This window comes from Cryobacterium flavum (genome assembly GCF_900103805.1).
In the GTDB taxonomy this organism is placed as follows: domain Bacteria; phylum Actinomycetota; class Actinomycetes; order Actinomycetales; family Microbacteriaceae; genus Cryobacterium; species Cryobacterium flavum.
Genome location: NZ_FNIB01000005.1, coordinates 163389 through 188292, shown reverse-complemented (window position 1 = coordinate 188292; position 24904 = coordinate 163389). Strand labels below are relative to the sequence as shown.

General features: G+C 66.7%; 26 protein-coding genes, 2 pseudogenes and 1 riboswitch. Of the genes and pseudogenes, 15 read left to right on the top strand and 13 right to left on the bottom strand.

Features of this window, described 5'->3' with window-relative positions:
- Window positions 1–98 precede the first annotated feature (98 nt).
- The 3 genes from BLS91_RS08940 to BLS91_RS08930 all read right to left on the bottom strand — a co-directional run bounded on the left by BLS91_RS08940 (window position 99) and on the right by BLS91_RS08930 (window position 2731).
- Window positions 99–962: a universal stress protein gene (locus tag BLS91_RS08940; RefSeq protein ID WP_092340378.1), complete on the bottom strand. Its 864-nt coding sequence runs from the start codon at window positions 960–962 to the stop codon at window positions 99–101.
- A 126-nt stretch (window positions 963–1088) separates the two neighbouring features.
- Window positions 1089–1649, bottom strand: coding sequence for a flavodoxin family protein (locus tag BLS91_RS08935; RefSeq protein WP_092340377.1), 561 nt, complete (start codon window positions 1647–1649; stop codon window positions 1089–1091).
- Window positions 1650–1675: 26 nt separating this feature from the next.
- A complete protein-coding gene (locus BLS91_RS08930) occupies window positions 1676–2731 on the bottom strand; it encodes a zinc-dependent alcohol dehydrogenase family protein (protein ID WP_092340376.1) in 1056 nt (351 codons plus the stop codon).
- A gap of 256 nt (window positions 2732–2987) precedes the next feature.
- Here BLS91_RS08930 and BLS91_RS08925 point away from each other — a divergent pair, with 256 nt between their 5' ends.
- Complete coding sequence (locus tag BLS91_RS08925; RefSeq protein ID WP_092340375.1) at window positions 2988–3842, top strand: universal stress protein; 855 nt, start codon at window positions 2988–2990, stop codon at window positions 3840–3842.
- Between the two features lie 63 nt (window positions 3843–3905).
- Window positions 3906–5660: a GAF domain-containing sensor histidine kinase gene (locus BLS91_RS08920; RefSeq protein ID WP_092340374.1), complete on the top strand. Its 1755-nt coding sequence runs from the start codon at window positions 3906–3908 to the stop codon at window positions 5658–5660.
- On the opposite strand, the gene BLS91_RS08915 is transcribed toward BLS91_RS08920, so the two are convergent.
- Together BLS91_RS08915 and BLS91_RS08910 are read right to left on the bottom strand one after the other, a co-directional pair.
- Window positions 5560–6246 (bottom strand): response regulator, encoded by a 687-nt coding sequence (locus tag BLS91_RS08915; RefSeq protein ID WP_092340373.1) that lies wholly within the window; start codon window positions 6244–6246, stop codon window positions 5560–5562. The genes BLS91_RS08920 and BLS91_RS08915 overlap by 101 nt on opposite strands.
- 93 nt (window positions 6247–6339) lie before the next feature.
- Window positions 6340–6648 (bottom strand): metal-sensitive transcriptional regulator, encoded by a 309-nt coding sequence (locus BLS91_RS08910; protein WP_092340372.1) that lies wholly within the window; start codon window positions 6646–6648, stop codon window positions 6340–6342.
- Window positions 6649–6784: 136 nt separating this feature from the next.
- Between BLS91_RS08910 and BLS91_RS08905 the strand changes: the two genes are divergently transcribed.
- The 5 genes from BLS91_RS08905 (at window position 6785) to BLS91_RS08885 (ending at window position 11675) form a co-directional block, all read left to right on the top strand.
- Window positions 6785–7006: a heavy-metal-associated domain-containing protein gene (locus BLS91_RS08905; RefSeq protein ID WP_092340371.1), complete on the top strand. Its 222-nt coding sequence runs from the start codon at window positions 6785–6787 to the stop codon at window positions 7004–7006.
- Window positions 7006–9246 (top strand): heavy metal translocating P-type ATPase, encoded by a 2241-nt coding sequence (locus BLS91_RS08900; RefSeq protein WP_092340370.1) that lies wholly within the window; start codon window positions 7006–7008, stop codon window positions 9244–9246. The genes BLS91_RS08905 and BLS91_RS08900 overlap by 1 nt, the downstream gene beginning before the upstream one ends.
- A 173-nt stretch (window positions 9247–9419) precedes the next feature.
- Window positions 9420–11084: an FAD-dependent oxidoreductase gene (locus tag BLS91_RS08895; protein ID WP_092340369.1), complete on the top strand. Its 1665-nt coding sequence runs from the start codon at window positions 9420–9422 to the stop codon at window positions 11082–11084.
- Window positions 11081–11383, top strand: coding sequence for a rhodanese-like domain-containing protein (locus BLS91_RS08890; RefSeq protein ID WP_092340368.1), 303 nt, complete (start codon window positions 11081–11083; stop codon window positions 11381–11383). The genes BLS91_RS08895 and BLS91_RS08890 overlap by 4 nt, the downstream gene beginning before the upstream one ends.
- Window position 11384: 1 nt before the next feature.
- On the top strand, window positions 11385–11675 hold the full coding sequence (locus BLS91_RS08885; protein ID WP_092340367.1) for a metal-sensitive transcriptional regulator: 291 nt from the start codon (window positions 11385–11387) through the stop codon (window positions 11673–11675).
- A 273-nt stretch (window positions 11676–11948) separates the two neighbouring features.
- Here the strand turns inward: BLS91_RS08885 and BLS91_RS08880 are convergent, their stop codons facing one another.
- From BLS91_RS08880 to arsB, 3 genes are read right to left on the bottom strand one after another with little or no spacing between them, the layout of a single operon-like run.
- Complete coding sequence (locus BLS91_RS08880; protein ID WP_092340366.1) at window positions 11949–12587, bottom strand: arsenate reductase ArsC; 639 nt, start codon at window positions 12585–12587, stop codon at window positions 11949–11951.
- A 2-nt stretch (window positions 12588–12589) separates the two neighbouring features.
- On the bottom strand, window positions 12590–12991 hold the full coding sequence (locus BLS91_RS08875) for an arsenate reductase ArsC (RefSeq protein WP_092340365.1): 402 nt from the start codon (window positions 12989–12991) through the stop codon (window positions 12590–12592).
- Between the two features lie 15 nt (window positions 12992–13006).
- Complete coding sequence (gene arsB / locus BLS91_RS08870) at window positions 13007–14035, bottom strand: ACR3 family arsenite efflux transporter (protein WP_233206143.1); 1029 nt, start codon at window positions 14033–14035, stop codon at window positions 13007–13009.
- Window positions 14036–14215: 180 nt separating this feature from the next.
- On the opposite strand from arsB, the gene BLS91_RS08865 reads away from it, so the two are divergent.
- The 4 genes from BLS91_RS08865 to crcB all read left to right on the top strand — a co-directional run bounded on the left by BLS91_RS08865 (window position 14216) and on the right by crcB (window position 16098).
- Window positions 14216–14590, top strand: coding sequence for an ArsR/SmtB family transcription factor (locus BLS91_RS08865; RefSeq protein ID WP_233197461.1), 375 nt, complete (start codon window positions 14216–14218; stop codon window positions 14588–14590).
- A gap of 72 nt (window positions 14591–14662) precedes the next feature.
- The gene (locus tag BLS91_RS08860; protein WP_092340363.1) at window positions 14663–15163 is read left to right on the top strand and encodes a universal stress protein; all 501 of its coding nucleotides are present in this window, start codon (window positions 14663–14665) and stop codon (window positions 15161–15163) included.
- 9 nt (window positions 15164–15172) lie between these two features.
- Window positions 15173–15242, top strand: a riboswitch (Fluoride riboswitch).
- A gap of 41 nt (window positions 15243–15283) precedes the next feature.
- Window positions 15284–15721 carry a CrcB family protein gene (locus BLS91_RS08855; protein WP_092340362.1) on the top strand — a complete coding sequence of 146 codons (438 nt, stop codon included), beginning with the start codon at window positions 15284–15286 and terminating at the stop codon, window positions 15719–15721.
- Complete coding sequence (gene crcB, locus BLS91_RS08850) at window positions 15718–16098, top strand: fluoride efflux transporter CrcB (RefSeq protein WP_092340361.1); 381 nt, start codon at window positions 15718–15720, stop codon at window positions 16096–16098. Before BLS91_RS08855 ends, crcB begins: the two co-directional genes overlap by 4 nt.
- 109 nt (window positions 16099–16207) lie before the next feature.
- Here the strand turns inward: crcB and BLS91_RS08845 are convergent, their stop codons facing one another.
- The 3 genes and pseudogenes from BLS91_RS08845 to xylA all read right to left on the bottom strand — a co-directional run bounded on the left by BLS91_RS08845 (window position 16208) and on the right by xylA (window position 18763).
- A complete protein-coding gene (locus BLS91_RS08845) occupies window positions 16208–17089 on the bottom strand; it encodes a thioredoxin domain-containing protein (protein ID WP_233197460.1) in 882 nt (293 codons plus the stop codon).
- A 169-nt stretch (window positions 17090–17258) separates the two neighbouring features.
- Window positions 17259–17444, bottom strand: a pseudogene (locus BLS91_RS08840) (sugar phosphate isomerase/epimerase); the annotation flags it as partial.
- A 119-nt stretch (window positions 17445–17563) separates the two neighbouring features.
- On the bottom strand, window positions 17564–18763 hold the full coding sequence (gene xylA, locus BLS91_RS08835; protein WP_092340359.1) for a xylose isomerase: 1200 nt from the start codon (window positions 18761–18763) through the stop codon (window positions 17564–17566).
- 306 nt (window positions 18764–19069) lie between these two features.
- Here xylA and BLS91_RS08830 point away from each other — a divergent pair.
- Window positions 19070–19412: pseudogene (locus tag BLS91_RS08830) on the top strand (D-arabinono-1,4-lactone oxidase); the annotation flags it as partial.
- 17 nt (window positions 19413–19429) lie between these two features.
- Here BLS91_RS08830 and BLS91_RS08825 read toward each other — a convergent pair.
- Both BLS91_RS08825 and BLS91_RS08820 read right to left on the bottom strand, forming a co-directional pair.
- Complete coding sequence (locus BLS91_RS08825) at window positions 19430–20275, bottom strand: NAD-dependent epimerase/dehydratase family protein (RefSeq protein WP_092340358.1); 846 nt, start codon at window positions 20273–20275, stop codon at window positions 19430–19432.
- A 36-nt stretch (window positions 20276–20311) separates the two neighbouring features.
- The gene (locus tag BLS91_RS08820; RefSeq protein ID WP_092340357.1) at window positions 20312–21316 is read right to left on the bottom strand and encodes an aldo/keto reductase family protein; all 1005 of its coding nucleotides are present in this window, start codon (window positions 21314–21316) and stop codon (window positions 20312–20314) included.
- Between the two features lie 145 nt (window positions 21317–21461).
- Here BLS91_RS08820 and BLS91_RS08815 point away from each other — a divergent pair, with 145 nt between their 5' ends.
- The 3 genes from BLS91_RS08815 (at window position 21462) to BLS91_RS08805 (ending at window position 24884) form a co-directional block, all read left to right on the top strand.
- Window positions 21462–22718, top strand: coding sequence for an ROK family transcriptional regulator (locus BLS91_RS08815; protein ID WP_092340356.1), 1257 nt, complete (start codon window positions 21462–21464; stop codon window positions 22716–22718).
- Complete coding sequence (locus BLS91_RS08810; protein WP_233197459.1) at window positions 22715–23992, top strand: multidrug effflux MFS transporter; 1278 nt, start codon at window positions 22715–22717, stop codon at window positions 23990–23992. Before BLS91_RS08815 ends, BLS91_RS08810 begins: the two co-directional genes overlap by 4 nt.
- A 187-nt stretch (window positions 23993–24179) precedes the next feature.
- Window positions 24180–24884: a phosphatase PAP2 family protein gene (locus tag BLS91_RS08805; protein WP_092340516.1), complete on the top strand. Its 705-nt coding sequence runs from the start codon at window positions 24180–24182 to the stop codon at window positions 24882–24884.
- Window positions 24885–24904 lie beyond the last annotated feature (20 nt).

The following is a 24904-nucleotide window of genomic DNA, read 5'->3' as shown; positions in this document are numbered from 1 at the left end:
AGTCCAGCGCGGCGCGACGCGCGGGAGTACCGGCCAGGCCACAACTCCCGCGCACCGGCGCAAGTCCAGCGCAGCGAGCCGGAGAACCCGGCGACCGCTCACGCGGACGGCGCGGGGATGACCACCATGGGCGACTGGATGTTGAGCACGATCGAGTGGCTCACCGACCCGAGCAGCAGTTTCGAGATGCCCTTCTGCCCGTGATCACCGACGACGAGCAGCGCAGCCCCACGGGCCGCATCGAGCAGCGCCGATTGCGGGGCTCCCCGCACCAGTGAGGCCCGAATAACGAGCGACGGAAAGCGGCGAGCCACGGCCAGCAGCGATTCGTCGAGGATGCGCCGATGGGAGGTCTCGAGCGTCTGGAGGAACCAGGCGTCGGGTTCGGTCGTGTCGCGCCAGACCAGCGGTTCCTGCCAGGCGTGGATCGCGTACAGTTCTTGACCGGTGCGGTCGGCCTCCTCGGCGGCGAAGTCCACGGCGGCATTCGACGCGGCCGAACCGTCGACGCCGACAACGATGCCCGAGTGAGGTTTGTTGTCACCCTCCGGGATGATCGCGATCGGTCCGTTGGCCGAACCGGCCAGCCTGGCCCCCATCGACCATTCGTAGCGCAGGGTCGACCCGCGGCGGCGGTGCGTTCCGACCACGACGAGGGTATCGGCTCCGCTCAGGGCACGCAGTTCGGTGATCGGGTCGCCGGAGCGCAGATCGGCATGCACGGTGAGATCCGGGAATTTTGCGCTCACCCGGTCGGCGTCGTCCTTGAGCACCTCCCGGGCGCGCACCGTGGCGGATTCCTCGGTGAAGTAATCAGCCGATGACACGGTGCGATCGAGGATGCGCACCAGGTTGAGTTCGCCGTCGTTGTTGCGGGCGAGCGACCAATCGAGGGCTGCCCTGGCGGGTTCCGACCCGTCCCAGGCGACGACCGTCTGGCTCCGTGTGAGCGTGTGTGTCATGAGAAAATCCCTTCTTCGGGGGCGGGCCACGAGCGGGAATGTCGTGTGAGCGTCACCAACGAGTGTTCTTCACGTTAGCCATCGGCGGCACCCCCGAGTAGGGCCTTAAGTCACATCCCGAGTGATTCAGGCGGTGGTGATTGCGCCCGTAAACGGATGCTGGGGGCCCGGCGCCGACCGCTCCCGCAACATGGTGCCCCACGCCTCGGCGCGCCGCACCTCGCCCGGCACCAGCGCAATGCTCTTGTTCACCAGAAAACTCGTCGCGTCGGCGATGACGTCGGCGCCGGCGGCGAGCAGGTTCTTGCTGATGCTCTTGGCGGCGTGCCCGGTCAGCAGGATCGGGCCCTCCTGCCGGGTGTCGAACGCCGCAGCGCGGCAGGCCAGCCCGTTCAGGGACGCGAGCCATTCGCGCACGCCGGAGCCGGCGGCATCCGCTTCGAGGTGCAGGGTGTGCTGGGGCGTGATGGCGGCGTCGATCGCGCCCTGACGGGTGCTCGGTCGGCTCATGCCGTGCACGTGGGTGGGGCCGCCGACCACGAGCAGGTCGACCTGCGACAGGTCAACGCCCGCGGCCTGATTCGTGGGCACGAGGATCACCTCGGCCGGGGCCAGGCCGCGCCCGATCGCCTCGGCGACGAGACGAGTGTTGCCGTACATCGATTCGTAGACGATCAGGGCGCGCATGAAACCTCCAGGCAGTGGGCGCGGAACTAGCGGGAAAGGACGACCTTGAGGGCCTTGGTTTCGGCCGCGCGGCCGAAGGTGTCGTAGGCCTCGAGGAACTGATCGAAACTGAAGTGGTGCGTGACGAGTTTCTCGGCCGCCAGCTTCTTGCTCGCAACGAGCTTCAGCAGCATCTTCGTGGTGTTGGCGTTGACCAGGCCCATGCTGATGTTGATGTTCTGGATCCACAGGTTCTCCAGGTGCAGGTCGACGGGCTTGCCGTGCACGCCCACGTTGGCGACGTTGCCGCCGGGGCGCACGATCTCGGTGGCCATGGTGAAGGTCTGCGGTATGCCGACGGCCTCGATGGCGACGTCGACGCCGGCGCCGTCGGTGAGCGCGAGGACTTGTTCCTTCCAATCCGCCGCACCGGAGACGACCGTGTCGGTGGCGCCGAAGTCTCGGGCCCGTTCGAGGCGGTTTTCGTCGAGGTCGATGGCGATGATGCTCGCGGCCCCGTAGAGTCCGGCGGTGGCGATGGCGGCCAGCCCCACCGGGCCGGCGCCGATCACGGCGACGACATCGCCGGGCTTGACCCGGCCGTACTGCACGCCGATTTCAAAACCGGTCGGCAGAATGTCGCTGAGCATGACGCCCTGGTCGTCACTGACGCCCTCGGGCAGCTTGTGCAGGGAGTTGTCGGCGTAGGGCACGCGCACGAACTCGGCTTGGGTGCCGTCGATGAGGTGGCCGAAGACCCAGCCGATGCCGGAGGCGCCCTCATCACCGAGGCAGTGCGAGTACAGCCCATTGCTGCAGTTGCTGCAGTGGCCGCAGCTCTTGATGCAGGAGATGATGACGCGGTCGCCGACCTTGAGGTTGCTCACCGCTGAGCCGATTTCGGTGATCGTGCCGACGCCCTCGTGGCCGAGGATGCGCCCGACCGTGACGGCGGGCACATCGCCCTTGAGAATGTGCAGGTCGGTGCCGCAGATCGTGGTGGTGTCCACGCGCACGATGGCATCCGTCGAACTGTGCAGCTTCGGGTCGGGAACGTCGGTCCAGCTCTTTCGACCGGGACCGCCATAAACCAATGCCTTCATGGGTATCTCCTTGATTCTTAGAATGTGGGCGGGCAGAAGGCCCGTCAGAACTACGTTAAGACCGGCGGGCCGAGGGCGGCTAGGGCCGAAAGTCCCGCCCTGTGCGGCCACAGATTGGGCACCTAATCGGGACTTCCGGCCCTACTTGTTGGAACCCGCTGCTGACAGGATGGGTGTGAGGCGATGGGGCATCAGCTCCGCGCTCGTGGCGGGGGACTCCACTGCTGCGACCTGTGATCAAGAACGAGGTAGAGCAATGAACCGGATGATTGTGGTTGGCATCGACGATTCGGACGCCGGCGAGACCGCCCTCGCGTGGGCCATGGCCCGCGCTGAGAACGTCAAGAGCCCGGTGACGCTCATGCACACCGTGTACGAAACCTGGCTGGCCGATGGCTACGGCTACTACGACTCCATCCTCGACGCCGAGAAGAAGCTGCTCACCGAAGCCGGCGCCCGCGCCGTGGCCCTCGCCCCCGGCGTCACCACCCACACCGAACTGCGCACCGGCAGCGCACCGCGCGTGCTGAGCGAACTTTCCAAGGACGCCGACCTGGTCGTCGTCGGAACCGACCAGAAGGGCCGGGTCGAGGGCGAACTGTTCGGCAGCGTGAGCCTGCAGATCGCCGCGCTGGCAACCTGCCCGGTCGCCGTGATTCCCTCGCTGCCCGAGACCGAGAGAACCGGCGTCTACGTCGGCGTCGACGGCTCGGCCGACTCGCTGACCGCCGTGGCGTTCGCCGCCGCCGAGGCCGACCGCACCGGCCAGGAACTGTACGCCCTCTATGCGGTGCACCTGCCGAATCGTCGCGTTCTGCGCAGCATTCCGGCCGACGCCGTGACCGAGCGCATGGAAGAGGAGCGCGTTGTGCTCGCCGAGTCCGTCGCCGGCCTCACCACGCAGTACCCCGACCTCGTGGTGCACCAGGTTCTGGAGACCGACGAATCGCCGGCCCGCGCACTCGTTGCGGCCGCGCAGCACGCCCAGTTGCTCGTCGTCGGCAGTCGCGGCCGGGGCTCACTGCAGCGCCTGCTCATGGGTTCGGTCAGCCACGAAGTGCTGCTGCACATCTCCTGCCCGACAATTGTCACCAGAACCACCCATAAGTAGCCTCATGCACCCGAAATCATGCCAAGGTTAGACCACCGGATGGCATGAGGGTGGGGGACGACGATGACGGATCAGACCGCCGCCGAACTTGCCCTCACCCAGGATCGCATGCGCGGTTTGCTCGACGCCGTCGTCTCGGTGGCTGAAGACCTCAGCCTCGAAGCGGTGCTTGAACGCGTCGTTACAGCGGCCTGCCAGCTCGTGCAGGCCCGCTACGGCGCGCTCGGCGTGATCGGCGAGGGCCAGGCGCTCAGTCACTTCGTCACCGTGGGCTTCGACGAAGAGACCGTGCGCCAGATTGGCGCGCTACCCACCGGGCACGGCGTGCTCGGCCTGCTCATTCGAGAACCGAACCCTATTCGCCTGCACGACCTGCACGATCACCCCGACTCCTTCGGCTTTCCCGCCCACCATCCGCCAATGAAGTCGTTCCTCGGGGTTCCGGTGCGGGTGCGCGACACGGTCTTCGGCAACCTCTACCTCACCGAGAAAGAGGGCGGAGGGGACTTCACCGACGAAGATCAGACCCTGGCCGTGGCACTCGCCGCGGCCGCCGGCGTCACGATCGAGAACGCCCGCCTCTACGACGAGGCCCGTGCTCGCTCTCGCTGGCTCGAAGCGGTCGCCGCGATGGGCCGCGACCTGCTGCGACCGGTCGACGGTGAAGACAACGGCCTCGACCTCGTCGTTCAGCGCGTACTCGTGGCTTCCGGTGCCGAACTGGCCGTGATCGGTTTTCCCACCGACGACAGCCTGTACTGTGCGGCTGCGGCCGGCACGGATGGCACGACTGCGGCGGGACTGCTCGGCACGACCGTGCTGTTGCAACCCGGTGTGCTGGCAGAGATGCAGGCCACCGGCCGCTCCGCCACGCTCGCCACTCCGCCCCTCCAGATAGCGGATGCCACGCCCGGCTCGGCCGCAAAGTGGTCGCACCTGGGGTCCACCCTCATTGCCGCCCTGGGGCCGGCCGGCGACGGGCAGGGCGTGATTCTGCTGTCGCGCGCACCGGCATCCGCTCGATACAGCGTCACCGATGTGGAGATGAGCGCGGTCTTCGGCACGCAGGTGTCACTCGCGCTCGAACTGGCCTCCGTGCACCGTATGCGCGAAGAGCAGGCCGTGCTCGGCGACCGCGACCGCATCGCCCGCGACCTGCACGACCTGGTCATTCAGCGGCTGTTCGCCGCCGGGCTGAGCATGCAGAGCCTGCGGCGGTTTACCAACGATTCCGTAGCGCTCGACCGCATCAACGCCGTCACGAACGAGCTCGATGACACCATTCGGGAACTGCGCGACACGATCTATTCGCTGCGCGGCATGGCGCAAGACACCGGCACGCTCAGCAGTCGCATTCTGGCCGTGATCAAGGAGGGGGCGGCGAGCCTGCCGTATGCGCCGCGCATCCGTTTGTCCGGGCCGATCGATGCGCCGCTCGCCGATGACCTCGCCAGCAGCCTGCTCGCCGTGATCTCGGAAGGCCTCAGTAATGCTGCGCGGCATTCGCAGGCGAGCATGATCGACATTTCGGTCGATGCCCAAGACGACCGCATCAAGCTCGTCATCGCCGACAACGGTTGTGGTTTCAGTAAACCCACCCGGCGCAGCGGCCTGGACAACCTCAAACAAAGAGCGGCGCTGCTCGGCGGCAAATTCTCGGTGCGCAGCGCCCCCGGCGAGGGCACCCGGCTGCGCTGGTCTGCGCCGGTGCCGGAGATTACCGTTGGTGTTCGTCTCCACGTTTCGCAACGTACACGGCAGCCTGGGTTCGGCGCTGAAAATCCAGCTTCGCCAGCATCGACGACACGTAATTCTTGACCGTTTTCTCGGCCAGGAACATGGTCTGACCGATTTCACGGTTGGTCAGTCCCTCGCCGATCAGGTCGAGCACCTTGCGCTCCTGCGCGGTGAGCGACGCGAGACGGGCGTCTAGCGGGTCGGCCAGGCCGGTGATGATGCCCGCCTTGACCGCTGGGTCGAACAGCGACTCACCGGCGGCCGCGCGACGGATCTTGTCGAGCAGGTCGGTGCTGCGAATTTCCTTCAGTACGTAGCCTGCCGCACCGGCCAGCACGGCGCCACGTAACGCCTGCTCGTCGTCGTAACTCGTGAGAATGAGGCACTGCAGGGCCGGATTGACCGAGCGTACGTCGCGACACACCTCGATGCCGGTGCCGTCGGGCAGGCGGGCGTCGAGAATGGCCACGTCGGGGCGCAGCTTCGGGATCAGCACGGTGGCTTCCACCGCCAAACCGGTGTCGGCGACGACGTCGAAGCCCTCGCCCTCAAGCAGCTCACGCAGGCCCCGGCGCACCAGTTCGTGGTCGTCGAGAATGAAAACGCGGATCGGAACGGCGAATGATGCCTCGACCGTCGTCTGGGGCGCGCTGTGCGGCAGGTTCATTGTGGTCCTTCCCGAATGGGCACGCTAGCTCTATATGTATTAACAGTGTCGCGCGCGGCGCAGCCCGGCGACTAGGGCCAAAGGTCCGGTCCTTTAGGAGCGAACCAGCCGAGCGATGGCCGCGGATGCCTCCTGCAGCTTGGCCTCGGCTTCGGTGCCGCCGGCCATGGCCGCGTGCAATACGCAGTGGTTGAGGTGGTCATCGAGCAGGCCCAGAGCGACCGATTCGAGGGCGCTCGTCATGGCCGAAATTTGCGTGAGAATGTCGATGCAGTACTTGTCGTCGGTGACCATGCTCTGCAGGCCGCGGGCCTGACCCTCGATGCGACGCAGGCGCTTGAGGTAGGCGTCCTTGTTGGAGATGTAGCCGTGCGGGCCGTCGAGGCTCTCTGACTCGGTCATGACATTGTCCTTTGCGTCGTTCGTGAACCCCATGCTTAACTGTACCCCCTCGGGGTATAGTAGGGGCAAAGGTACCCCCAAGGGGTATGCTCGAATGAATACCCATTCGGGGGTAGAAAACAGTTAGGAATTTTCGATGAGCACCACGACCGCCTACAGCGTTGATGGAATGACCTGCGGCCACTGCGTCGCCAGCGTGACCGAAGAGATTACAGCTCTCGCGGGCGCCGAGAACGTTACGGTCGACCTCGTCAAGGGCGGTACCTCGCAGGTCACCGTCACGAGCGCCGCCACGCTGGACCGCGCCCTGGTTGCCGCGGCCGTCGAGGAGGCGGGCTACCAGCTGGTAGCCGCCTGATGTCTGCCGATGTGGGCCAGCAAGTTGATCTGCTCGTTGGGGGCATGACCTGCACCTCGTGTGCGGCCCGCATCGAGAAGAAACTCAACCGAATGCCCGGGGTCGAAGCCAGCGTCAACTACGCCACCGAAAAGGCGAGCGTTTTCGTGCCGGCCGGCACGAGCGTCGATGACGCCATCAAGACCATCGAGGCCACCGGCTACACGGCCGTGCTGCCAGCTCCGGTCACCGTGGACCCCGCCGCGGCCGCCGTCGACCCTGAGCTTGCGTCGCTGCGGCAGCGGCTGTTGATCTCCGCCGCGCTGACCCTGCCGGTCGCCGCCCTGTCGATGATTCCCGTGGTGCAGTTCACGAACTGGCAGTGGCTGGCCCTGACTCTCGCGGCCCCGGTCGCCATCTGGGGTGCCTGGCCGTTCCATCGCGCCGCCTGGGTGAACGCCCGGCACGGCGCCGCCACCATGGACACCCTGGTCAGCGTCGGCGTGCTCGCCGCCTTGGGCTGGTCGCTCTACGCCCTGTTCTTCGGCATGGCCGGCATGCCGGGCATGACCATGAGTTTCACCTTCTCGGCTACCCCGGGGGCCGGCACCCACGAGATCTACCTGGAGGTGGCATCCGCTGTCACCGTGTTTATTCTGGCCGGTCGGTACGCGGAAGCGCGGGCCAAGCGCAACTCCGGCGCGGCACTCACGGCGCTGCTCGAGCTCGGTGCGAAGGAGACTACGCTGCTGCGCGATGGTGTGGAGAGTCGCATCAGCACCGCGTTGCTCGCGGTCGGCGACCAGTTCGTGGTGCGGCCGGGTGAGAAGGTCGCGACCGACGGGGTGATCGTTGATGGCGCGAGCGCTATCGATGCGAGCCTGCTCACCGGCGAATCCGTACCGATCGAGGTCGGTCCGGGCGACAGTGTTGTGGGCGCCACGCTGAACTCCGGCGGGCGACTCGTCGTGCAAGCCACGAAGGTTGGTGCCGACACTGAGCTGGCCCACATCGGCCGGCTGGTGGAGCAGGCGCAGACCGGCAAGGCCGAGGTACAGCGCCTGGCCGACCGGGTTTCCGGCGTGTTCGTGCCGATCGTGATCCTCCTCGCGCTGGCGACCCTGGCTGGCTGGCTGCTGGTCGGTGCCGGCGCCGCGATGGCGTTCACTGCGGCCGTCGCGACCCTGATCATTGCCTGCCCGTGTGCGCTCGGGCTGGCCACGCCGACCGCACTGCTGGTGGGAACCGGGCGCGGCGCGCAGCTCGGTATTCTGATCAAGGGGCCGCAGGTTCTCGAATCCACGCGCCGGGTCGACACGATCGTTCTCGACAAGACCGGCACGGTCACCACCGGGCGAATGACGCTGTCGACCGCAGATATGCACGAGTGCGGCTCTGAAGATGAGCTGCTGGGGCTGGCCGGGGCCGCGGAAAGCGGGTCGGAGCATCCGATCGCGCGGGCGATCACGGCCGGCGCTGTATCGCGCCTGGGCGCGGTGCCGGCTGCGTCGGAGTTTCTGTCGGAGCAGGGCCTGGGCGTGCAGGCGCTGGTTGACGGACGCCTGGTGCTGGTTGGACGGCCCGTCTGGCTGGTCGAACGATGGGGGCTGGTGGTGCCGATCGAGATGCAGGCCGTGATGGGAACGGCCGAGGCGCTCGGCAAGACGGCCGTCATGGTGGCGTGGGAGGGCAAGGTGCGCGGCGTGCTCACCGTCGCCGATACCCTCAAGCCCACGAGCGCTGCGGCGATCGCACGTTTTCGTGCCCTCGGGCTGACGCCGATGCTCGTGACCGGTGACAATGTCGCCGCGGCGCAGAGCGTGGCCGCTCTCGTCGGCATTACCGACGTGACCGCCGGGGTGCTGCCGGCCGACAAGGCGCGGGTGATCGCTTCTTTGCAGGCGCAGGGGCACGTGGTCGCGATGGTCGGGGACGGCGTGAACGATGCGGTCGCGCTCGCCACCGCCGACCTCGGCATTGCCATGGGGTCGGGCACCGACGTGGCCATCGAGGCGAGCGACTTGACGCTCATGCGCAGCGACCTGCTCGCCGCAGCGGATGCGATACGGCTGGCCCGCCGCACCCTCACGACGATCAAGGCCAACCTGTTCTGGGCCTTCGCCTACAACGTCGCGGCGATTCCGCTCGCAATGGCCGGGCTGCTGAACCCCCTGATCGCCGGGGCCGCGATGGCCCTGTCGTCGATCTTCGTGGTGACGAACAGCCTGCGCCTGCGCGGTTTCCGAGCCCAACCCGCTTGAGCATTTTGTGGACAGGGCCCAGGCCCCGTCCACGGGCCCAGTTTATAGACTGGGCCCGTGTTCATAACGTGGGCCCGGGGAGCGGATGCGGCCGCGCGGCCCTCACCGGCGCCTGCTCCGCCCGCAGGTTTGTGCGCGCATACCCCTGGGGTATCCTTGACCCGGAGGCACACGTGAAAATCATCATTGTAGGCGGAGTTGCGGGCGGAATGTCGGCGGCGACCAGGTTGCGCCGACTCGACGAGAGCGCCGAGATCATCGTGTTCGAGCGCGGCCATTACGTGTCGTTCGCGAACTGCGGGCTGCCGTATTTCGTGGGGGGAATCATTCGGGATCGCGGTGACCTGCTGCTGCAGACCCCCGAATCCCTCGGGGCACGCTTCGCACTCGACGTGCGTGTCGGCACCGAGGTCGTGCAGATCGACCGCAAAGCCCAGACCGTCACGGTGCGCGACCTGCTGACCGATGAAACGAGCGTCGAACACTACGACCGGCTCGTGCTCGCGGCCGGCGCTTCGGCCAGGTCCAACGCATCTAAAGACAGCACCGTCCCCACGCACACCCTGCGCACGGTCGATGACGTCGATCACATCACCGCGGTGCTGGCGAGCGTCGCAGCGGCATCCGCTGTGGTGATCGGCGGCGGATTCATCGGCCTCGAAGCCGTCGAAAACCTCGTGCACCGTGGCGTGCACGTGACCCTCGTGCAGCGCGGGCCGCAGATCTTCACCCCGCTCGATCCCGAGATGGCCGCTCCCGTACTCGATCGCCTGCGTGAGCGCGGTGTCGACGTGCGCCTGAACGCCACGGTCACCGGAACGTCGGCCCTCGGCATCATGCTCAGCGACGGCAGCACCGTGCCCGCCGACCTCGTGATCGACGCGAGCGGCGTGCGCCCCGACGTTACCCTGGCCGCGCAGGCCGGCCTCCGCATCGGCGAGAGCGGCGGCATCTGGGTCGACGGCACCCAGGCCACGAGCGACCCGCACATCTTCGCGGTCGGCGACGGCGTCGAGAAAACGGATGCCGTCAGCGGCTCCGGCACGCTCGTCACCATGGCGGGCCTCGCGAACCGACACGGCCGCTCCGTGGCCGACAGCATCGCAGGCACTCCCGGGCAGGCTGCCCCGGCGCTCGGTACGTCGATCGTGGCCATCTTCGGTCTCACCGTAGCCCTGGTCGGCTGGAGCGAGAAACGCCTGGTCGAAGCGGGCCTCGCCCACCGCATCGCACACACGCACCCCGCCAACCACGCCGGCTATTTTCCCGGCGCGGAGGGGATGTCCATCAAGCTGCTCATCGACGCCGAATCCGACGCCATCCTCGGCGCCCAGATCGTGGGCGGCTCCGGGGTGGACAAGCGCATCGACGTGCTCGCGGTCGCGATGGCGGCGGGGCTGAGCGCATCCGCTTTGACGCGCCTCGAACTGGCCTATGCGCCGCAATATGCCTCCGCAAAAGACCCGATTAACCAACTCGGCTATGTCGCGTCGAACCTCGCCGAGGGCACGAGCGTGAACCTGCAGTGGCACGAGTTGGCGGCCGCGCGCGCGCACGGCGCCGTGCTCGTCGACGTGCGGTCGGCCGGCGAATTCGCGGCCGGCAGCATTCCGGACGCACTCAACGTGTCGCTCGACGACCTGCGCGCCAGGCTCGACGAGCTGCCGCGCGTGCCTCTGATCGTGCACTGCCAAGTGGGCCAGCGCGGGCATACCGCCGCGCGCATTCTCACCCAGAACGGATTCGACGTGCGCAATCTTGACGGCGGCTATCGCACCTGGCTGGCCGGAACGTCTAGCCTTGTTGTTTCCCCCATTGCTGAAAGGGTCCTCGTATGAAAGAGATCACCGTCACCGAGCTGAACGCGCTCACCGAACCCGTCGTCATCGACGTGCGCGAACCGTGGGAGTACGAAGCCGCCCACGTGCCCGGCGTCGTGCACGTTCCGATGGGCGAGGTTGTCGAGCGGATCGGTGAGATCCCAGCGGATGTCCCGGTGCACGTCATCTGCGCCCTCGGCGGTCGCAGCGCCCAGGTCGCCGAGTATCTGGCGGCCCACGGCCATGACGCCGTGAACATCGCCGGCGGCACGACGGCCTGGCAGCAGGCCGGGCTTCCCACCGAGCAGGGGGCCTGAGGTGGCGATCTCGTCGGTGACCGATGACACGGCGGCCAGGGCTGCCGAGCAGAAGAAGATCCTCAACCGGTTGCGCCGGGCGCAGGGGCAGCTGACGGCGGTGATCGCCGCCGTCGAGGGTGGCGGCAACTGCCGCGACGTCGTCACTCAGCTCGCCGCCGTGTCGAGCGCGCTCGACAAGGCCGGCTTCGTCATCGTGTCGACCGCGATGCGCGACTGCATCGCGAATCCCGACAACGAGAACTCAATGACGGTGCCCGAACTCGAGAAGCTGTTCCTGACGCTCGCGTAGCGGGGCGGGCCTCCGTTTCGCCACGTTTGCGCATGTGTCGCGCCTGAAACGGGTGGCCGCTACGCCGGTTACCGTGGCGCGCACCCGTATCGGGCGCGAGCATCCGTAGTGCCGGCCAATCGCTGCCGTGAGTCAACGGATGCCGCGACCACCGGGCCCACGTTATAGCCCCGGGCCCAGTTTATAAACTGGGCCCGGGGACGGGGCCTGGGCCCCGTCCGGGTGGGGCGGCATCCATTCGCCGGGCCCACCTGGCCCCGACCGCAGGGTGGGTCAGGCGACGGGCGTCACACCGAGGCCGGCGAGCATTTCGATGACATGTGCCTTGATCTGGTCGCGGATGCGCCGCACCTCCTCGATCGGCTGGCCGGCCGGGTCGACGAGTTCCCAGTCGACGTAGCGTTTGCCCGGGTAGATCGGGCAGGCGTCGCCGCAGCCCATGGTGATGACGACGTCTGCTGCCTGCACGACGTCGTCGGTGAGCGGCTTGGGGAACGCCTCGTCCAGCGACAGATTAAGTTCGGCCATAACCGCCACCATGGTGGGGTTCAGCGCGGAGGAGGGCATCGATCCGGCCGAACGCACGTGCACCGAGCCGCCCGACAAAGCGTTGGTGAACACCGCGGCCATCTGTGACCGGCCAGCATTCTGCTCGCAGACGAACAATACCTCGGGAACCGAACGGCCGATCGCACCCTTGGCCTGGGCCAGCGCGGTGAGGCGCTCCCGGGCAAAGTGCGCGGTGCGGGTCGTCAGGTGTGCCTTCACGCTCGACGTGCGCAGCAGCCCGGTATAGCTCTCGAGCACGTAGCGCTCAACGGTCTCGGCGGCGAAGACTCCGTGAAACTGCTCAGCGAGATCGGCGGCGAGGCGTCGCAGCGACTCCTCGGGATAGGTCAGGCCGGGCAGCATCGTCAGGCGACCGGCAGAATCTCGGCCAGCAGCGCCTCGATGCGCGCCTTGATCTCATCGCGAATGGGGCGCACGCTCTCGATGCCCTGGCCGGCCGGGTCGGCCAGCTCCCAGTCTTCATACCGCTTGCCCGGAAAGATCGGACAGGCGTCGCCGCAGCCCATGGTGATGACGACGTCGGCCTGCTTGACCGCCTCGGTCGTGAGAATCTTCGGCACGTTGTGCGCGATATCGATGCCCTCTTCGGCCATCGCGGCGATCGCGACCGGGTTGATCTGGTCCTTCGGCTCGGAGCCGGCCGAGAACACGTCGACGCGTCCCTGCGCGAGCGCGGTCAGATAGCCGGCGGCCATCTGCGAGCGGCCGGCGTTGTGCACGCAGACGAACAGTACGGAGGGTTTCATTGGGGTCTTCCTTCTTTAGACGAGAGTGGATGCCGCGGCGGGCGTCGGCGGCGGGGCCGCCGGCATCCGCTCGGGAAAAAGTCGGGGCTTGAGCCAGAGCGCCACGTAGACGAGGGCGACCAATGCAGGAACCTCGATCAGTGGACCGACGATGCCGGCCAGGGCCTGGCCGCTGAGCGCGCCGAAGGTGCCGATCGCGACGGCGATGGCGAGCTCGAAGTTGTTGCCGGCGGCGGTGAAGGCGAGCGTCGTGGTGCGCTCGTAGCTCAGGCGCAGCAGGCGTCCGGTGACGAAGCCGACCAGGAACATGACCGCGAAGTAGACCAGCATCGGCAGTGCGATGCGGGCGACGTCGCCGGGGTGGTCGATGACCTGCTGCCCCTGCAGGGCGAACAGCATCACGATCGTGAACAGCAGCCCCCAGAGCGCGAACGGGCCGACCCGGGGTAGAAAACGCGCCTCGTACCAGTCGCGGCCGCGGCGGGCCTCGCCGATGCGGCGCGACAAATACCCGGCCAGCAGCGGAATTCCCAGGAATATCAGCACGCTCGCGGTGATCGCCCAGATCGAGAACTCGGCGCTCGTCGTGGGCAGGCCGAGCCAGGCCGGAAGCACTTGCAGGTAGAACCAGCCGAGCGCGCCGAACGCGACGACCTGGAACACCGAGTTCACGGCCACGAGAAAGGCGGCGGCTTCGCGGTCGCCGCAGGCCAGGTCGTTCCAGATCAGCACCATGGCGATGCAGCGGGCGAGCCCGACGATGATCAGGCCGGTGCGGTATTCCGGCAGGTCGGGCAGAAAGATCCAGGCCAGGGCGAACATGAGCGCCGGCCCGACCAGCCAGTTCAGCAGCAGGGAGGAGACCAGCAGGCGCTTGTCGGAGGCGACGGCACGGGCATCCGTGTAGCGAACCTTGGCCAGCACCGGGTACATCATGATGAGCAGCCCGATGGCGATCGGCACGCTGATCGACCCGATCGTGAAGGCGTGCAGCAGCTCGCCGACGGCGGGAACGTACAGGGCCAGCAGCAGGCCGAGGGCCATGGCGGCGAGGATCCAGACCGGCAGCAGCCGGTCGATCGCGCCGAGTCGGGTGGGGGCTGGGGCGGTGCTGCTCACGAATCTCCAATTCTTGGACAGCGATTCGCGGTAACATTGATCGTTGTCGATGTCTACGCTAGAACACTTCATCGACCGATGTCAATCTAAGGAGAGTGTGTTCACGTGTCGTTTACCCAGACCCTGCCACTGACCGACATTTCTCGCCGTTCAACCGACGAAGCGGATGCCTGCTCCTCACCCCAGGCGCGCGCGACCCTCGCCCCCGACCATGCCGACGCCCTGGCCCGCTCGCTCAAAGCCCTCGCCGACCCGGCCCGGCTGCGCATTATCTCGATCGTCTCGGCCCACACCGACCAGGAAGCCTGCGTCTGCGACCTGACCGACCAGCTGACCCTGAGCCAGCCCACCATCTCACACCACCTCAAGGTACTCGTTGAGGCTGGCTTCCTGGCCCGCGCCAAACGCGGCACCTGGTCGTACTACAGCCTGGTACCCGGCTCGCTGAACTCCGTCGCCGGAGTGCTCGCGGCCGTCTGACGCCCGGCGCCACTATCCCTATGGCGGCAAAGCCGCCAAGCTGGTACCGGAAGCCTTTGAAAGGAGCCGGTCGTGAGCACCTACGTGATTGTTGGAGTCACACCCGGCCAGCCCGACGCGGTCGTGCTCGAGGCCGCCGCCTTCGCGGACCGGTTTCACGCCGAGCTGGTCTGCGCCACGGTCGAGCCCGGCCGCTATGTGGTCGATGAGTTCGCCGACGGCAGCATCCTGTCGCTGCCGATCGACCCCGACCTGCTCGATCTGGACGACGAGGGCTTTCCGGTTGCCCTGCGAGCCCACCTGACGACGCTGCTCGACGGCCGTAGCCTGACCTGGTCGACCAGGGCTGTCGCGGGCGACCCGGCCCGCGCCCTGGCCCACCTCGCTGACACGCTGGACGCCGCAATGATCGTGGTCGGCACCCGCGAGCGGGGCGTGCGAGCCAGCGTGCAGGAATTCTTCGGCGGCTCCGTGGCCGTGCACCTCGCGCACCGGCAGCACCGACCCGTCGTGGTCATTCCCCTGGCACCGGTGGCCTTTCGCGACGAACTGCCGTGGGAGTCCACCGATTAGGGCGTGTATTCTGGCCACGGCGATGGATCCCGCCCGAGCATCCGCTCAAACTGCCTGCGCTGATGGTTCCTACTGAGTGCAACAGGTAGGTGAACCATCGCCACGATCACGCCACGAGCCGTGCACCTGAACTGGCGCTACCTCGGCCTCGTCTTTCTCGGCGGAACCGTGGGCACCGCCCTGCGCGAGGTGCTCGGTCTGGTGCTGCCGCCCATCGATCTGGCCGGCGTCCACCTGCCGCTGACCACCCTCGGCATCAACCTGTTCGGAGCCCTGCTGCTCGGGCTGCTGCTCGAAGCGCTCGTGCGCCTCGGCCACGATGCCGGCGGCCGCCGCACCGCGCGCCTGCTGCTCGGTACCGGCTTGCTCGGCGGATTCACGACCTACAGCGCCCTCGCCACCGACAGCGCTCTGCTCCTTCACGGCGGCGCCATCGGACTGGCGATCGCCTATGCGCTCGGCACGGTTCTGCTCGGCGGCCTCGCGACCTGGCTCGGAATCGTGCTGGGCGCGGCACTGCACCGGCGCGGCGAATCCTCTCGGGGGGAAAACGGATGACCCCGCTCCTGTTCTTAGGCATCGCTGCGGCCGGCGGCGTGGGCGCGTCCGCACGCCTGTTTCTGGACGGCTTCGTGCGCACCCGTCTGGGCGGCGCGTTTCCGTATGGAACCACGATCATCAACGTGAGCGGCTCGCTGCTGCTCGGCCTCGTCACCGGCCTCGCCATGAACCTCCTGCTCATGCCGGAGTGGAGCCTGGTGCTCGGCGTCGGCCTGCTCGGCGGCTACACGACATTCAGCACGGCCAGTTTCGAGACCGTGCGGCTGGCCCAGGCGCACCGGTATCTGGCCGCACTGGTGAATGGAGTCGGTATGCTCGCGGCATCTGTTCTGGCGGCCGCGCTCGGGCTCTGGGCCGGGCTCGCTCTCGGCTAAGGGCTAAAGCCCAGCCGCGGCATCGGGCCCATGTTCCGTCCACGGGCCAAGTTTATAAACTGGGCCCGTGGACGGGGCCCGGGCCCCGTGCAGAGTGGAAGCGGGCGGGCTACTCGCCTGCCGCGGCGGTCGTCTGCGCGGTCACGAAGGCCTCGAAGGCGGCGGCATCGGTGAAGGAACCGGTGTAGCTGACACCGTTCACGAGCACGGTGGGCGTTCCCTTGACCTTCTCGATGTCCGAGTTGGGGATGGGGCCGTTGAGCGCGCGCTGGGTTGAGGCGTCGACCCAGTCGGCGTAGGTCTGATCCTTGATGCAGCTGGCGACGTCGGTGGAGGTCACCCCGGCGCCTTCAACGAGGGTGGTCAGTTCGGCATCCGTGAGGCCGGTGGAGTTCTCGGCGGGCTGGTCGGCGAACATGGCCGAGTTGAAGGCCAGAAAGTTGTTGGGGTCGTAGTCGGCCACACAGGCGGCGGCATTGGCGGCACGCGTGGCGTACTTGGTGCCCGACGACAGACGGTCAAGAATCGAGATCGGGTGGATCTCGACCGTGGCGTTGCCCGCGGTGACCCAACTGGTGATCTGCTCACTGTTGGTGGTCTCGAAGTTGCCGCAGATGGGGCAGAGGTAGTCGACGTACATCACGATGTTCGCCGTGTCGGTCAGGGCGCTCTGGTCGGTCGCAACCGGTTCGGCGTCGGCGGCGAGGGGGGTCGAGGTGGCCGCGGAGACCGTGGTTCCGTCGCTGCCGAGCAGAATTCCGTCGCTGGCCATGTTGGCCGGGCCCTGCGCCGCCGGCGCGGTGACGTTGTTCACGATGACAAGGGTCACGATGGCGACCACGGCGAGCAAGCCGATGCCGATGCCGCCGCGCAGAAAGAGGCGACGGCGCTTGTCCCGCTTGACCTGCTCGGCGCGCATCAGCCTGGCGTGTTCGCGGGCCTCCTCGCGGCGGTCTTTCTTGGGCGGACGGGCCTGGCCGGAAGTGCTCATGCGGGTGTTCACCATTCGTTCGTCGCTGTGCTGCCGAAGCAGCCGTGCCTACGACGTTAGCGCTCCCGTCTAACGGCCAGGTTCATGCTGGCTGAAAGGCGGCTGGGAGCCGGCCCTGACGGCCCGAATGGGGGGCAGCAACAAACGGATGCCCGGCGCACGCGAGCGGTCATCGGCGCGTACTGAACGCCGCATCGAAGGCATCGGTCGGTGCGTCAAAGGCGAGCGATCGCACGAAGGCGAGCGCTTCGGGAGCGCCGACCAGGCGGTCCATTCCGGCATCCTCCCATTCCACCGAGAGTGGGCCGTCGTAGCCGATCGTGTTGAGCATGCGAAAGCTGTCTTCCCAAGGCAGTTATGCCCCGGTACACGGTGGCTAGTTCAGAAAAGACCCGGGCCCCGATTTTGCGATGGTGAGCGGGGCGGTCGCATTCGGTTCTTTGGAATTTGCCACGTAGGTGCGGAATGGTGGAGCTAGCGAGCGCCGAGCAGGTGCTCGAGGGCCAGCTGCTGCAGGTGCACGAAGCCGAAGCCCTTGCCGCCGAAGTAGGCGTCGGCGTCGAAGTCCTCGTAGGAGGCGCGGTCCGCCAGCAGATCGTCGTAGCTTTCGCCCGGGGCGAGGGTGTTGTTCGACAGGTCAGGTACCTTCGACGCGGCGAGGGCCGTTTGCACCTCGGGGTCGGCGCGGAATGCCGCAGCCCGCTGCTTGAGCAGCAGGTAGGTGCGCATGTTGGCCGCAGCGCTGGTCCACACTCCGGCGACGTCTTCGGTGCGGCTCGGCTTGTAGTCGAAATGGCGCGGCCCGGTGTAGGTCTGGCCTCCGTTCGGGCCGCCGTTTTCGAGGAGGTCTACCAGAGCGAAGGCGTTCTGCAGGTCGCCGTGGCCGAAGACCAGGTCCTGGTCATACTTGATGCCGCGCTGACCGTTGAGGTCGATGTGGAACAGCTTGCCCTGGTACAGCGCCTGCGCGATGCCGGCGGCGAAGTTGAGCCCGGCCATCTGCTCGTGCCCGACCTCGGGGTTCACGCCGACCATGTCGGGCCGCTCGAGCGTTTCGATGAACGCCATTGCGTGGCCGACGGTCGGCAGCAGAATATCGCCACGGGGTTCGTTGGGCTTGGGCTCAATGGCAAAGCGGATGTCGTAGCCCTTGTCGGTGACATAGTCCCCGAGTAGGTTCACGGCCTCGCGGTAACGCTCGAGCGCCGAACGGATGTCCTTGGCCGCGTCATACTCGGCGCCCTCGCGGCCGCCCCACATGACGAACGTCTTCGCGCCCAGCTCGGCAGCGAGGTCGATGTTGCGCAGCACCTTGCGGAGCGCGAACCGGCGTACGGCTCGGTCGTTCGAGGTGAATCCGCCGTCCTTGAAAACCGGGGCGCTGAATAGGTTTGTGGTGACCATCGGCACGATGAGCCCGGTGTCGGAGAGCGCCTGCTTGAGGCGGTCGATCTGCTGCTGGCGGGCGGCATCCGTTGAACCGAAGTCGAACAGATCGTCGTCGTGAAAGGTGAGGCCGTAGGCGCCGAGCTCGGCCAGATTGGTCACGGCATCGACGACGTCGAGCTTGGGGCGAGTAGGACCACCAAACGGGTCACTGCCGTTGTAGCCGACGGTCCAGAGCCCGAAGGAGAACTTGTCGTCACGGGTGGGGGTCAGGTCGCTCGGTGTCATGTCAGGACGTCCAATTCAGCTGCATCGATGATTTGTTGATTACTCAAACATATACCGAGAGTGGGTGCAGTCGTCAATAGCCGGACTAGCGAATCCGCCGCATCCGGGTAGCTCCAGAATTCGAGTGCCACCAAGCCCAGGTGAACCTACTGGTCCGGTAAGTTGTCCCGAACATCAAATCTCGTGAAGCGGCCGGCATGAAGCAGGAGAATGAACGCAATTGGGCTCGGAACTACCGCTACGGGGCTCCGATCGTGCATCCGACATCGATCGATGAAGTACAAGAGCTCGTGGCTGGGGCCTCGCACCGAGCAACTCGGCGTGGCCGGACCCTGGTCCGAGCGACTGGCGCACTTTCGGATGGCCTTCACTCCGAGCAACGGCGAAAAGTTGCAAAGCGAACACCACGTGCCGCGCGAGCATGCCGTCGCAGCGATCGAAACGATGCGCCCGGATCGCGCTGCTGCTGCCGGCCCTCGAAGCGGCGCTGGCCCCCTTCGCGGTGCGGCCGCATTGGGGCAAACTCTTTCAGACGGATGCCAAGACGCTTGCGACCAGCTTCCCCCGGCTCGGCGATTTTCGAGCCCTTGTTGATCGGCTTGATCCGGCGGACAAGTTTCGGAACGCGTTTGTCGAGCGCCCACGTTGACTACCGATAGTGGCGCATTACACGTGATCGCGCCAGCTGTGCTCGGGGGCGAAGCCGAGCATCCGCTTCGCCTTGTCGATCGATAACAGGGTCTCGTGTTCTCCGACCGCCTTGACGACTCTGACGCTCGGAAAGACCTCGGCGGCCAGGCTCGCGCTCGACCGGCTCATCACCGTGTCGGCGGCCGCGATGATGAACGTCTCGAAACCCGGCTGGGCTCGTTCGAGCGCCCGCAGCACGGCTTGGGCGCCGTCGCGACCGTCGATGTAGCCCCACAGATTCCACTTGCGCAGGGTGGCGTCGTCGTTGAATGTGGGGAAGGCCGCGTAGTCGTCCTCGTCCATCACGTTGGAGAAGCGCAGCGCCGTGATACTCAACAGCGGATCCCAGCGCACGAGCTGGATAGCCATCTGCTCCTCGAGGTGTTTCACGAGTGAATACGTGCTCTCCGGCCGGGCCGGGTACTCCTCGTCGACGGGAATGTAGGGCGGGTCGATATCGAATGGCAGACCGAGGGTCGTCTCACTCGAGGCATAGACGATCGTCTTGATTCCGGCCCGGCGGGCGGCCTGGAAGACGTTAAAGGTCGCGAGCATGTTGTTGTGGAAGGTGGCCACATCGGGCAGAAGGCCAGGAGCCGGGATTGCCCCCAGATGCACGACGGCGTCGAATCCGTCCGTGCGGTCGTCGATGCCGAACATCACGTCGATGACCTGGCCATAATCAGTAAGGTCGATCGTAGTAAATCCCGAACCGCGAGAACCCGTGCGGTCGAGGTTGGTGACGACGTGGCCCTCGTTCGTCAGGCGCGCAACAACGCTGCGCCCGAGCTTGCCACTGCCACCGGTGACGGCGATTCTCATGAATACTCCTTGATTCTAAAAGCGGATGCCGCTGGCTTACGCCTCGCGCTGCTCCGGCGAGGTGGTCTTGCGCGGGTCGAACTCGGCCAGGTCGCGCACGGCGGTGTCGATTCTCGTGAGCACGTCCGCGTCGAGGTGCACACCGGCGGCCTTCGCGTTGTCGGCGACCTGCTCGGGCCGGGACGCCCCCATGATTGCGGATGCGACGTTCTTATGGGCCAGCACCCAGGCGAGCGCGAGCTGCGCCATGGTGAGGCCGAGCTCGTCAGCGATCGGGCGCAATTTCTGCACACCGGTGAGCACCGGCTCGCTCATCCAACGCTTGATCATGTTGGCGCCGCCCTGAGCATCCGTTGCTCGGCTGCCGTTCAGTGGTGCCTGACCAGGCAGGTACTTGCCGGTGAGCACGCCCTGAGCCACGGGGGACCAGACGATCTGAGAGACGCCGAGCTCCTCGGCGGCCGGAACCACTTCGGATTCAATCACGCGCCACAGCATCGAGTACTGCGGCTGGTTGGAGATGAGCTGAATGCCGAGGTCGGTGGCGAGGGCGTGGCCGGCGCGTAGCTGCGTCGCGTTCCACTCGCTTACCCCGATATAGAGGGCCTTGCCCTGGCGCACGACGTCGGCGAAGGCCTGCATCGTCTCCTCGAGCGGGGTCTCCACGTCGTACCGGTGGGCCTGATAGAGGTCGACGTAATCCGTTTGCAGTCGGCTGAGCGAGCCGTCGATCGACTCGAGGATGTGCTTGCGGGAGAGGCCGGTGTCGTTGTGTCCCTTGGGGCCGGTCGGGCCGAAGACCTTGGTGAAGATTTCGAGGGACTGTCGGCGTTCGCCGCGTAGGGCGTCGCCCAATACCTGTTCGGCGACGGTGTTGGCGTAGACGTCTGCGGTGTCGAACGAGCTGATTCCGGCGTCGAGGGCCGCGCGCACGCAGGCCGTCGCGGTGTCGTTCTCAATCTGAGACCCGTGGGTGAGCCAGTTGCCGTAGGTTATTTCTGAAACTTTCAATCCGCTGTTGCCGAGGTATCGAAACTCCATGACGTCCCTGTCTGGCGCCGCAAGTCTGTCAGCACCCTTGATGATTTGTTGACATTGGCAACGTATCACCCGTCGAGCTCATCCGGCGCAGTAACCTGACTTCTGACCGAAAAAAGCGAGCCGGAAGCCGAGAGCAGTGGACGCCATGCAGGGCAATAACCATGACGATGTGCGCAGGCACAACCTGTCGATCATCCTGCGCCTCGTGCATCGCGGCGGCGCAGCGTCGCGCGCCCAGCTCACCCGACTGACCGGCTTGAACCGGTCGACGATCGGCGCGCTGGTCGCGGAGCTGGTCGAGCGCGGCCTGGTCGAGGAACGCACTCCCGACCCCACGAAGCTCGCCGGGCGACCGAGCCCGATCGTGGCGGCAAGCGACCGAATCGTGGCCATTGCGGTGAATCCTGAAATCGACGCGATCACCGTGGGAGCCGTCGCCCTCAGCGGCGTCGTCCACCGGCTCATCCGCTATGCCACGCCGTCGTCGCCGTCAATCGCTGAGGCCGTCACGATCACCGCGGGCATTGTGGCGAAGCTGAAGCGCGACCTCGGCGAATATTCCATAATCGGAATAGGAGTGGCGGTGCCCGGTCTCGTGCGTGCGAGTGACGGTCTGGTGCGTCACGCTCCGCATCTCGGTTGGGTCGACGAGCCGTTGTGCGACCTGCTTGCCGCTGCGACGGGCATTCCGGTCGTCGCGGCCAACGACGCGAGCCTTGGTGTCACGGCCGAACGCTATTTCGGTTCCGGTCAAGGCCTGACCGACCTCGTCTATCTCAACGGCGGGTCGAGCGGCATCGGAGGCGGCCTCGTGATCGGGGGCGTCGCCGCTGGTGGCCAGGCCGGGTATGCGGGGGAGTTCGGCCACACTCGGGTGAGCGACGGCATCGACACCGATTCGGCTGGCATCGCGGGCACCCTCGAAGCCGAGGTCACCCGTCACGCGTTGCTCGCCGCGCTCGGCCTGCAGGCCGGCGAAACGGATGCCGACACCCTCGAACGCGCGCTGCTCGCCTCCGACTCGCTCATCGTGCGCAACCTGGTGAATCGACAGCTCGATTTCCTGGCCATCGCCCTGGCCAGCGCCGTCAACATGCTCAACCCGCAGCTCATCGTGCTCGGCGGTTTTCTCGCCGCGCTCCACGCGGTTGACCCGGAGCGTTTGAACGTTGCCGTCGCCGCCTTGACTCTTCCCGCCGCATTCGCGGAGGTCAGCATCGCGCCAGCTGTGCTTGGCTCCAACCTGCTCATGATCGGGGCGGCCGAACTCGCTTTCGAGGCACTGCTGGTGGACCCGCAGCAGGATCGAGGGAATACTACGGGTCTACCCCTGCTTGGCTTTAGAGCGGCCGACACTGCCGCACCAACTTTCTCAACCAGCCAAGGACATCCGCTTTCGTGATTACTGCCAGCATTCCCGTGGTTAGCGCCGCGCAACTCGCTTCCAAAGCCGCGCACCCCGGGGACAAACTGACCAGGCGTCAGCGAATCGTCTACATTCTCATTCTCGGCGCCCTCACGGCCCTCGGCCCGTTCACGATCGACCTCTACCTGCCGGCCTTTCCGACTTTGGAGAGCGAATTCGGGGTGCTGCCGTCGGTCATTCAGCTGACGCTGACCGGCACCATGATCGGTTTCGGATTCGGGCAGCTGGTGGTGGGGCCGTGGAGCGACAAGGTCGGGCGCCGGCTGCCGCTGATGCTCGCGACCGGTGTGCATATTCTGGCCTGTGTCGGCGCTGCGCTGTCGAACGAGATCGTCATGCTCGCTGTATTTAGGGTGCTGCAGGGCTTCGGCGCCGCGGCCGGCGCGGTCGTCGCGATGGCCATGGTGCGCGACCTGTTCGGCGGCAAGCCGCTCGTGCGTATGCTCTCCCGCCTCGCCCTGGTCAGCGGGCTCGCGCCCGTGCTGGCGCCGGTGATCGGGTCGCAGCTGCTGCTCGTGATGAACTGGCGCGGCATCTTCTGGGTGCTCGCCGCCTACGGTGTCATCGTGATTCTGGCCGTCGCCTTCTGGATCGTGGAGACCCTGCCCGAAAACGAGCGCCACGCCAAGGGCCACAACACCCTGGCCCAGCGCTACAAGGCCGTGCTGAGCGACCGCACCTTCGTGGGTGTCGCCATCATCGGGGCGATGACGTTCACCGGGCTGTTCTCCTACCTGTCGGCGTCGCCGTTTCTGTTTCAGGATGTCTACCAGTTCAGCCCGCAGGAATACGGTCTACTGTTCGCCGTCAACTCCCTCGGTGTGGTCACCGGCGTGCAGCTGAGCTCGCGCCTGATGCACCGGTTCAATATTGGACCCCAGTGGATTCTCTCGGTCTCCACGGTCGTGCTGCTGCTCACCGCCGCTGCCATTGTGCTGCTCGACCTGGCCGGCATGGGACTGTGGGGAACCCTGGTTCCGCTCTGGTTCTTCATTGCGGCCTGCGGCTTCACGCTGCCGAGCGTGCAGGTCATCGCTTTGAACGCGCACGGACATGAGGCCGGCACCGCGGCATCACTGCTCGGTGCGGCCAACTTCGGGGTGGCTGGTCTGATCTCGCCGATTGTGGGAGTGCTCGGAGTGGGAACGGCGATACCGATGGCATCCGTTATGGGCGTCACCGCGGTGGTTTCGCTCCTCTCGCTCTGGCTGATCGTGCGCCCGCGCACCGTGCCAGCGCTCGGCCGCTAGGCCGCGGCCGCTCGGCGCCCGGGCCCACCTTGTAGCCCCGGGCCCAGTCTATAAACTGGGCCCAGGGACGGGGCCTGGGCCCCGTCCGCAATGTGCGCGGCCCGAGCACACGCAGAATACTGAGCGGATGGCCGCGGGCTCGGCCCGGTGCGTGGCCGAATACAGCGGGCAGCCCTACGATGGCGGGATGACTAACCCGGAGCGCGCCGCAGACCGAGCGGCCCGCCGCATCTCCCGCCGTTGGCCCGTCATTAGCGGGCTCTCCGCCGTGGCCCTGGCGGCCCTGCTCGGCCTCGTCGTGGTCGTGCGCGCGAACGGCGTCGCCCTCGAGGTCGACACCGAGTGGATGGACGAGATCATCGAGCACCGCTCGGCGATCTGGGAAATTCCGTCGCTGTTTATGAACGCGCTCGGCGGCGGACTGTTCGGCGTGCTCATCGTTCCGCTGGCCATCACCCTCGCGATTGTGCTCATCAATCGGCCCTGGGCCGCCGGGTACTACCTCGTGGCGACCGTGCTGAGTGCGGGCGGGGTGCAACTCCTGAAGCAATTGTTCGGACGAGCTCGACCCGAAAATATGCTGGTCACCTCGGATTTCGGCTCGTTTCCGTCCGGACACGTCTCGAATGCGGCGACCATGGCCGTCTGCCTCGCCATCATTTTTCCCCGCCTGTGGGTGGCGCTCGCCGGAGCCGCGTACACGATCGTGATGCTGCTCAGCCGCACCTACCTCGGCGCGCACTGGCTCACCGACACCATCGGTGGCCTGCTGCTCGGCGCCGGGGTCGCTGTCGTACTGTGGGCTCCGGTTGCGGCCAAGCTCGACGGTGAACGAGAACTTGCCGCCCGGCGAAGACTTGAGCGCGCACGCCAGAAGGGGACCCCAGCATGACGGATGTGCCGCTCCCCGCT

Coding starts and splice junctions, on each gene's coding strand:
- BLS91_RS08940 (WP_092340378.1), bottom strand. CDS start 962: ATGACACACACGCTCACACGGAGCCAGACGGTCGTCGCCTGGGACGGG.
- BLS91_RS08935 (WP_092340377.1), bottom strand. CDS start 1,649: ATGCGCGCCCTGATCGTCTACGAATCGATGTACGGCAACACTCGTCTC.
- BLS91_RS08930 (WP_092340376.1), bottom strand. CDS start 2,731: ATGAAGGCATTGGTTTATGGCGGTCCCGGTCGAAAGAGCTGGACCGAC.
- BLS91_RS08925 (WP_092340375.1), top strand. CDS start 2,988: ATGAACCGGATGATTGTGGTTGGCATCGACGATTCGGACGCCGGCGAG.
- BLS91_RS08920 (WP_092340374.1), top strand. CDS start 3,906: ATGACGGATCAGACCGCCGCCGAACTTGCCCTCACCCAGGATCGCATG.
- BLS91_RS08915 (WP_092340373.1), bottom strand. CDS start 6,246: ATGAACCTGCCGCACAGCGCGCCCCAGACGACGGTCGAGGCATCATTC.
- BLS91_RS08910 (WP_092340372.1), bottom strand. CDS start 6,648: ATGACCGAGTCAGAGAGCCTCGACGGCCCGCACGGCTACATCTCCAAC.
- BLS91_RS08905 (WP_092340371.1), top strand. CDS start 6,785: ATGAGCACCACGACCGCCTACAGCGTTGATGGAATGACCTGCGGCCAC.
- BLS91_RS08900 (WP_092340370.1), top strand. CDS start 7,006: ATGTCTGCCGATGTGGGCCAGCAAGTTGATCTGCTCGTTGGGGGCATG.
- BLS91_RS08890 (WP_092340368.1), top strand. CDS start 11,081: ATGAAAGAGATCACCGTCACCGAGCTGAACGCGCTCACCGAACCCGTC.
- BLS91_RS08880 (WP_092340366.1), bottom strand. CDS start 12,587: ATGCTGCCCGGCCTGACCTATCCCGAGGAGTCGCTGCGACGCCTCGCC.
- BLS91_RS08875 (WP_092340365.1), bottom strand. CDS start 12,991: ATGAAACCCTCCGTACTGTTCGTCTGCGTGCACAACGCCGGCCGCTCG.
- arsB (WP_233206143.1), bottom strand. CDS start 14,035: ATGGCCCTCGGCCTGCTGCTGGCCCTGTACGTTCCCGCCGTCGGCGAG.
- crcB (WP_092340361.1), top strand. CDS start 15,718: ATGACCCCGCTCCTGTTCTTAGGCATCGCTGCGGCCGGCGGCGTGGGC.
- BLS91_RS08845 (WP_233197460.1), bottom strand. CDS start 17,089: ATGAGCACTTCCGGCCAGGCCCGTCCGCCCAAGAAAGACCGCCGCGAG.
- xylA (WP_092340359.1), bottom strand. CDS start 18,763: ATGACACCGAGCGACCTGACCCCCACCCGTGACGACAAGTTCTCCTTC.
- BLS91_RS08825 (WP_092340358.1), bottom strand. CDS start 20,275: ATGAGAATCGCCGTCACCGGTGGCAGTGGCAAGCTCGGGCGCAGCGTT.
- BLS91_RS08820 (WP_092340357.1), bottom strand. CDS start 21,316: ATGGAGTTTCGATACCTCGGCAACAGCGGATTGAAAGTTTCAGAAATA.
- BLS91_RS08815 (WP_092340356.1), top strand. CDS start 21,462: ATGCAGGGCAATAACCATGACGATGTGCGCAGGCACAACCTGTCGATC.
- BLS91_RS08805 (WP_092340516.1), top strand. CDS start 24,180: ATGACTAACCCGGAGCGCGCCGCAGACCGAGCGGCCCGCCGCATCTCC.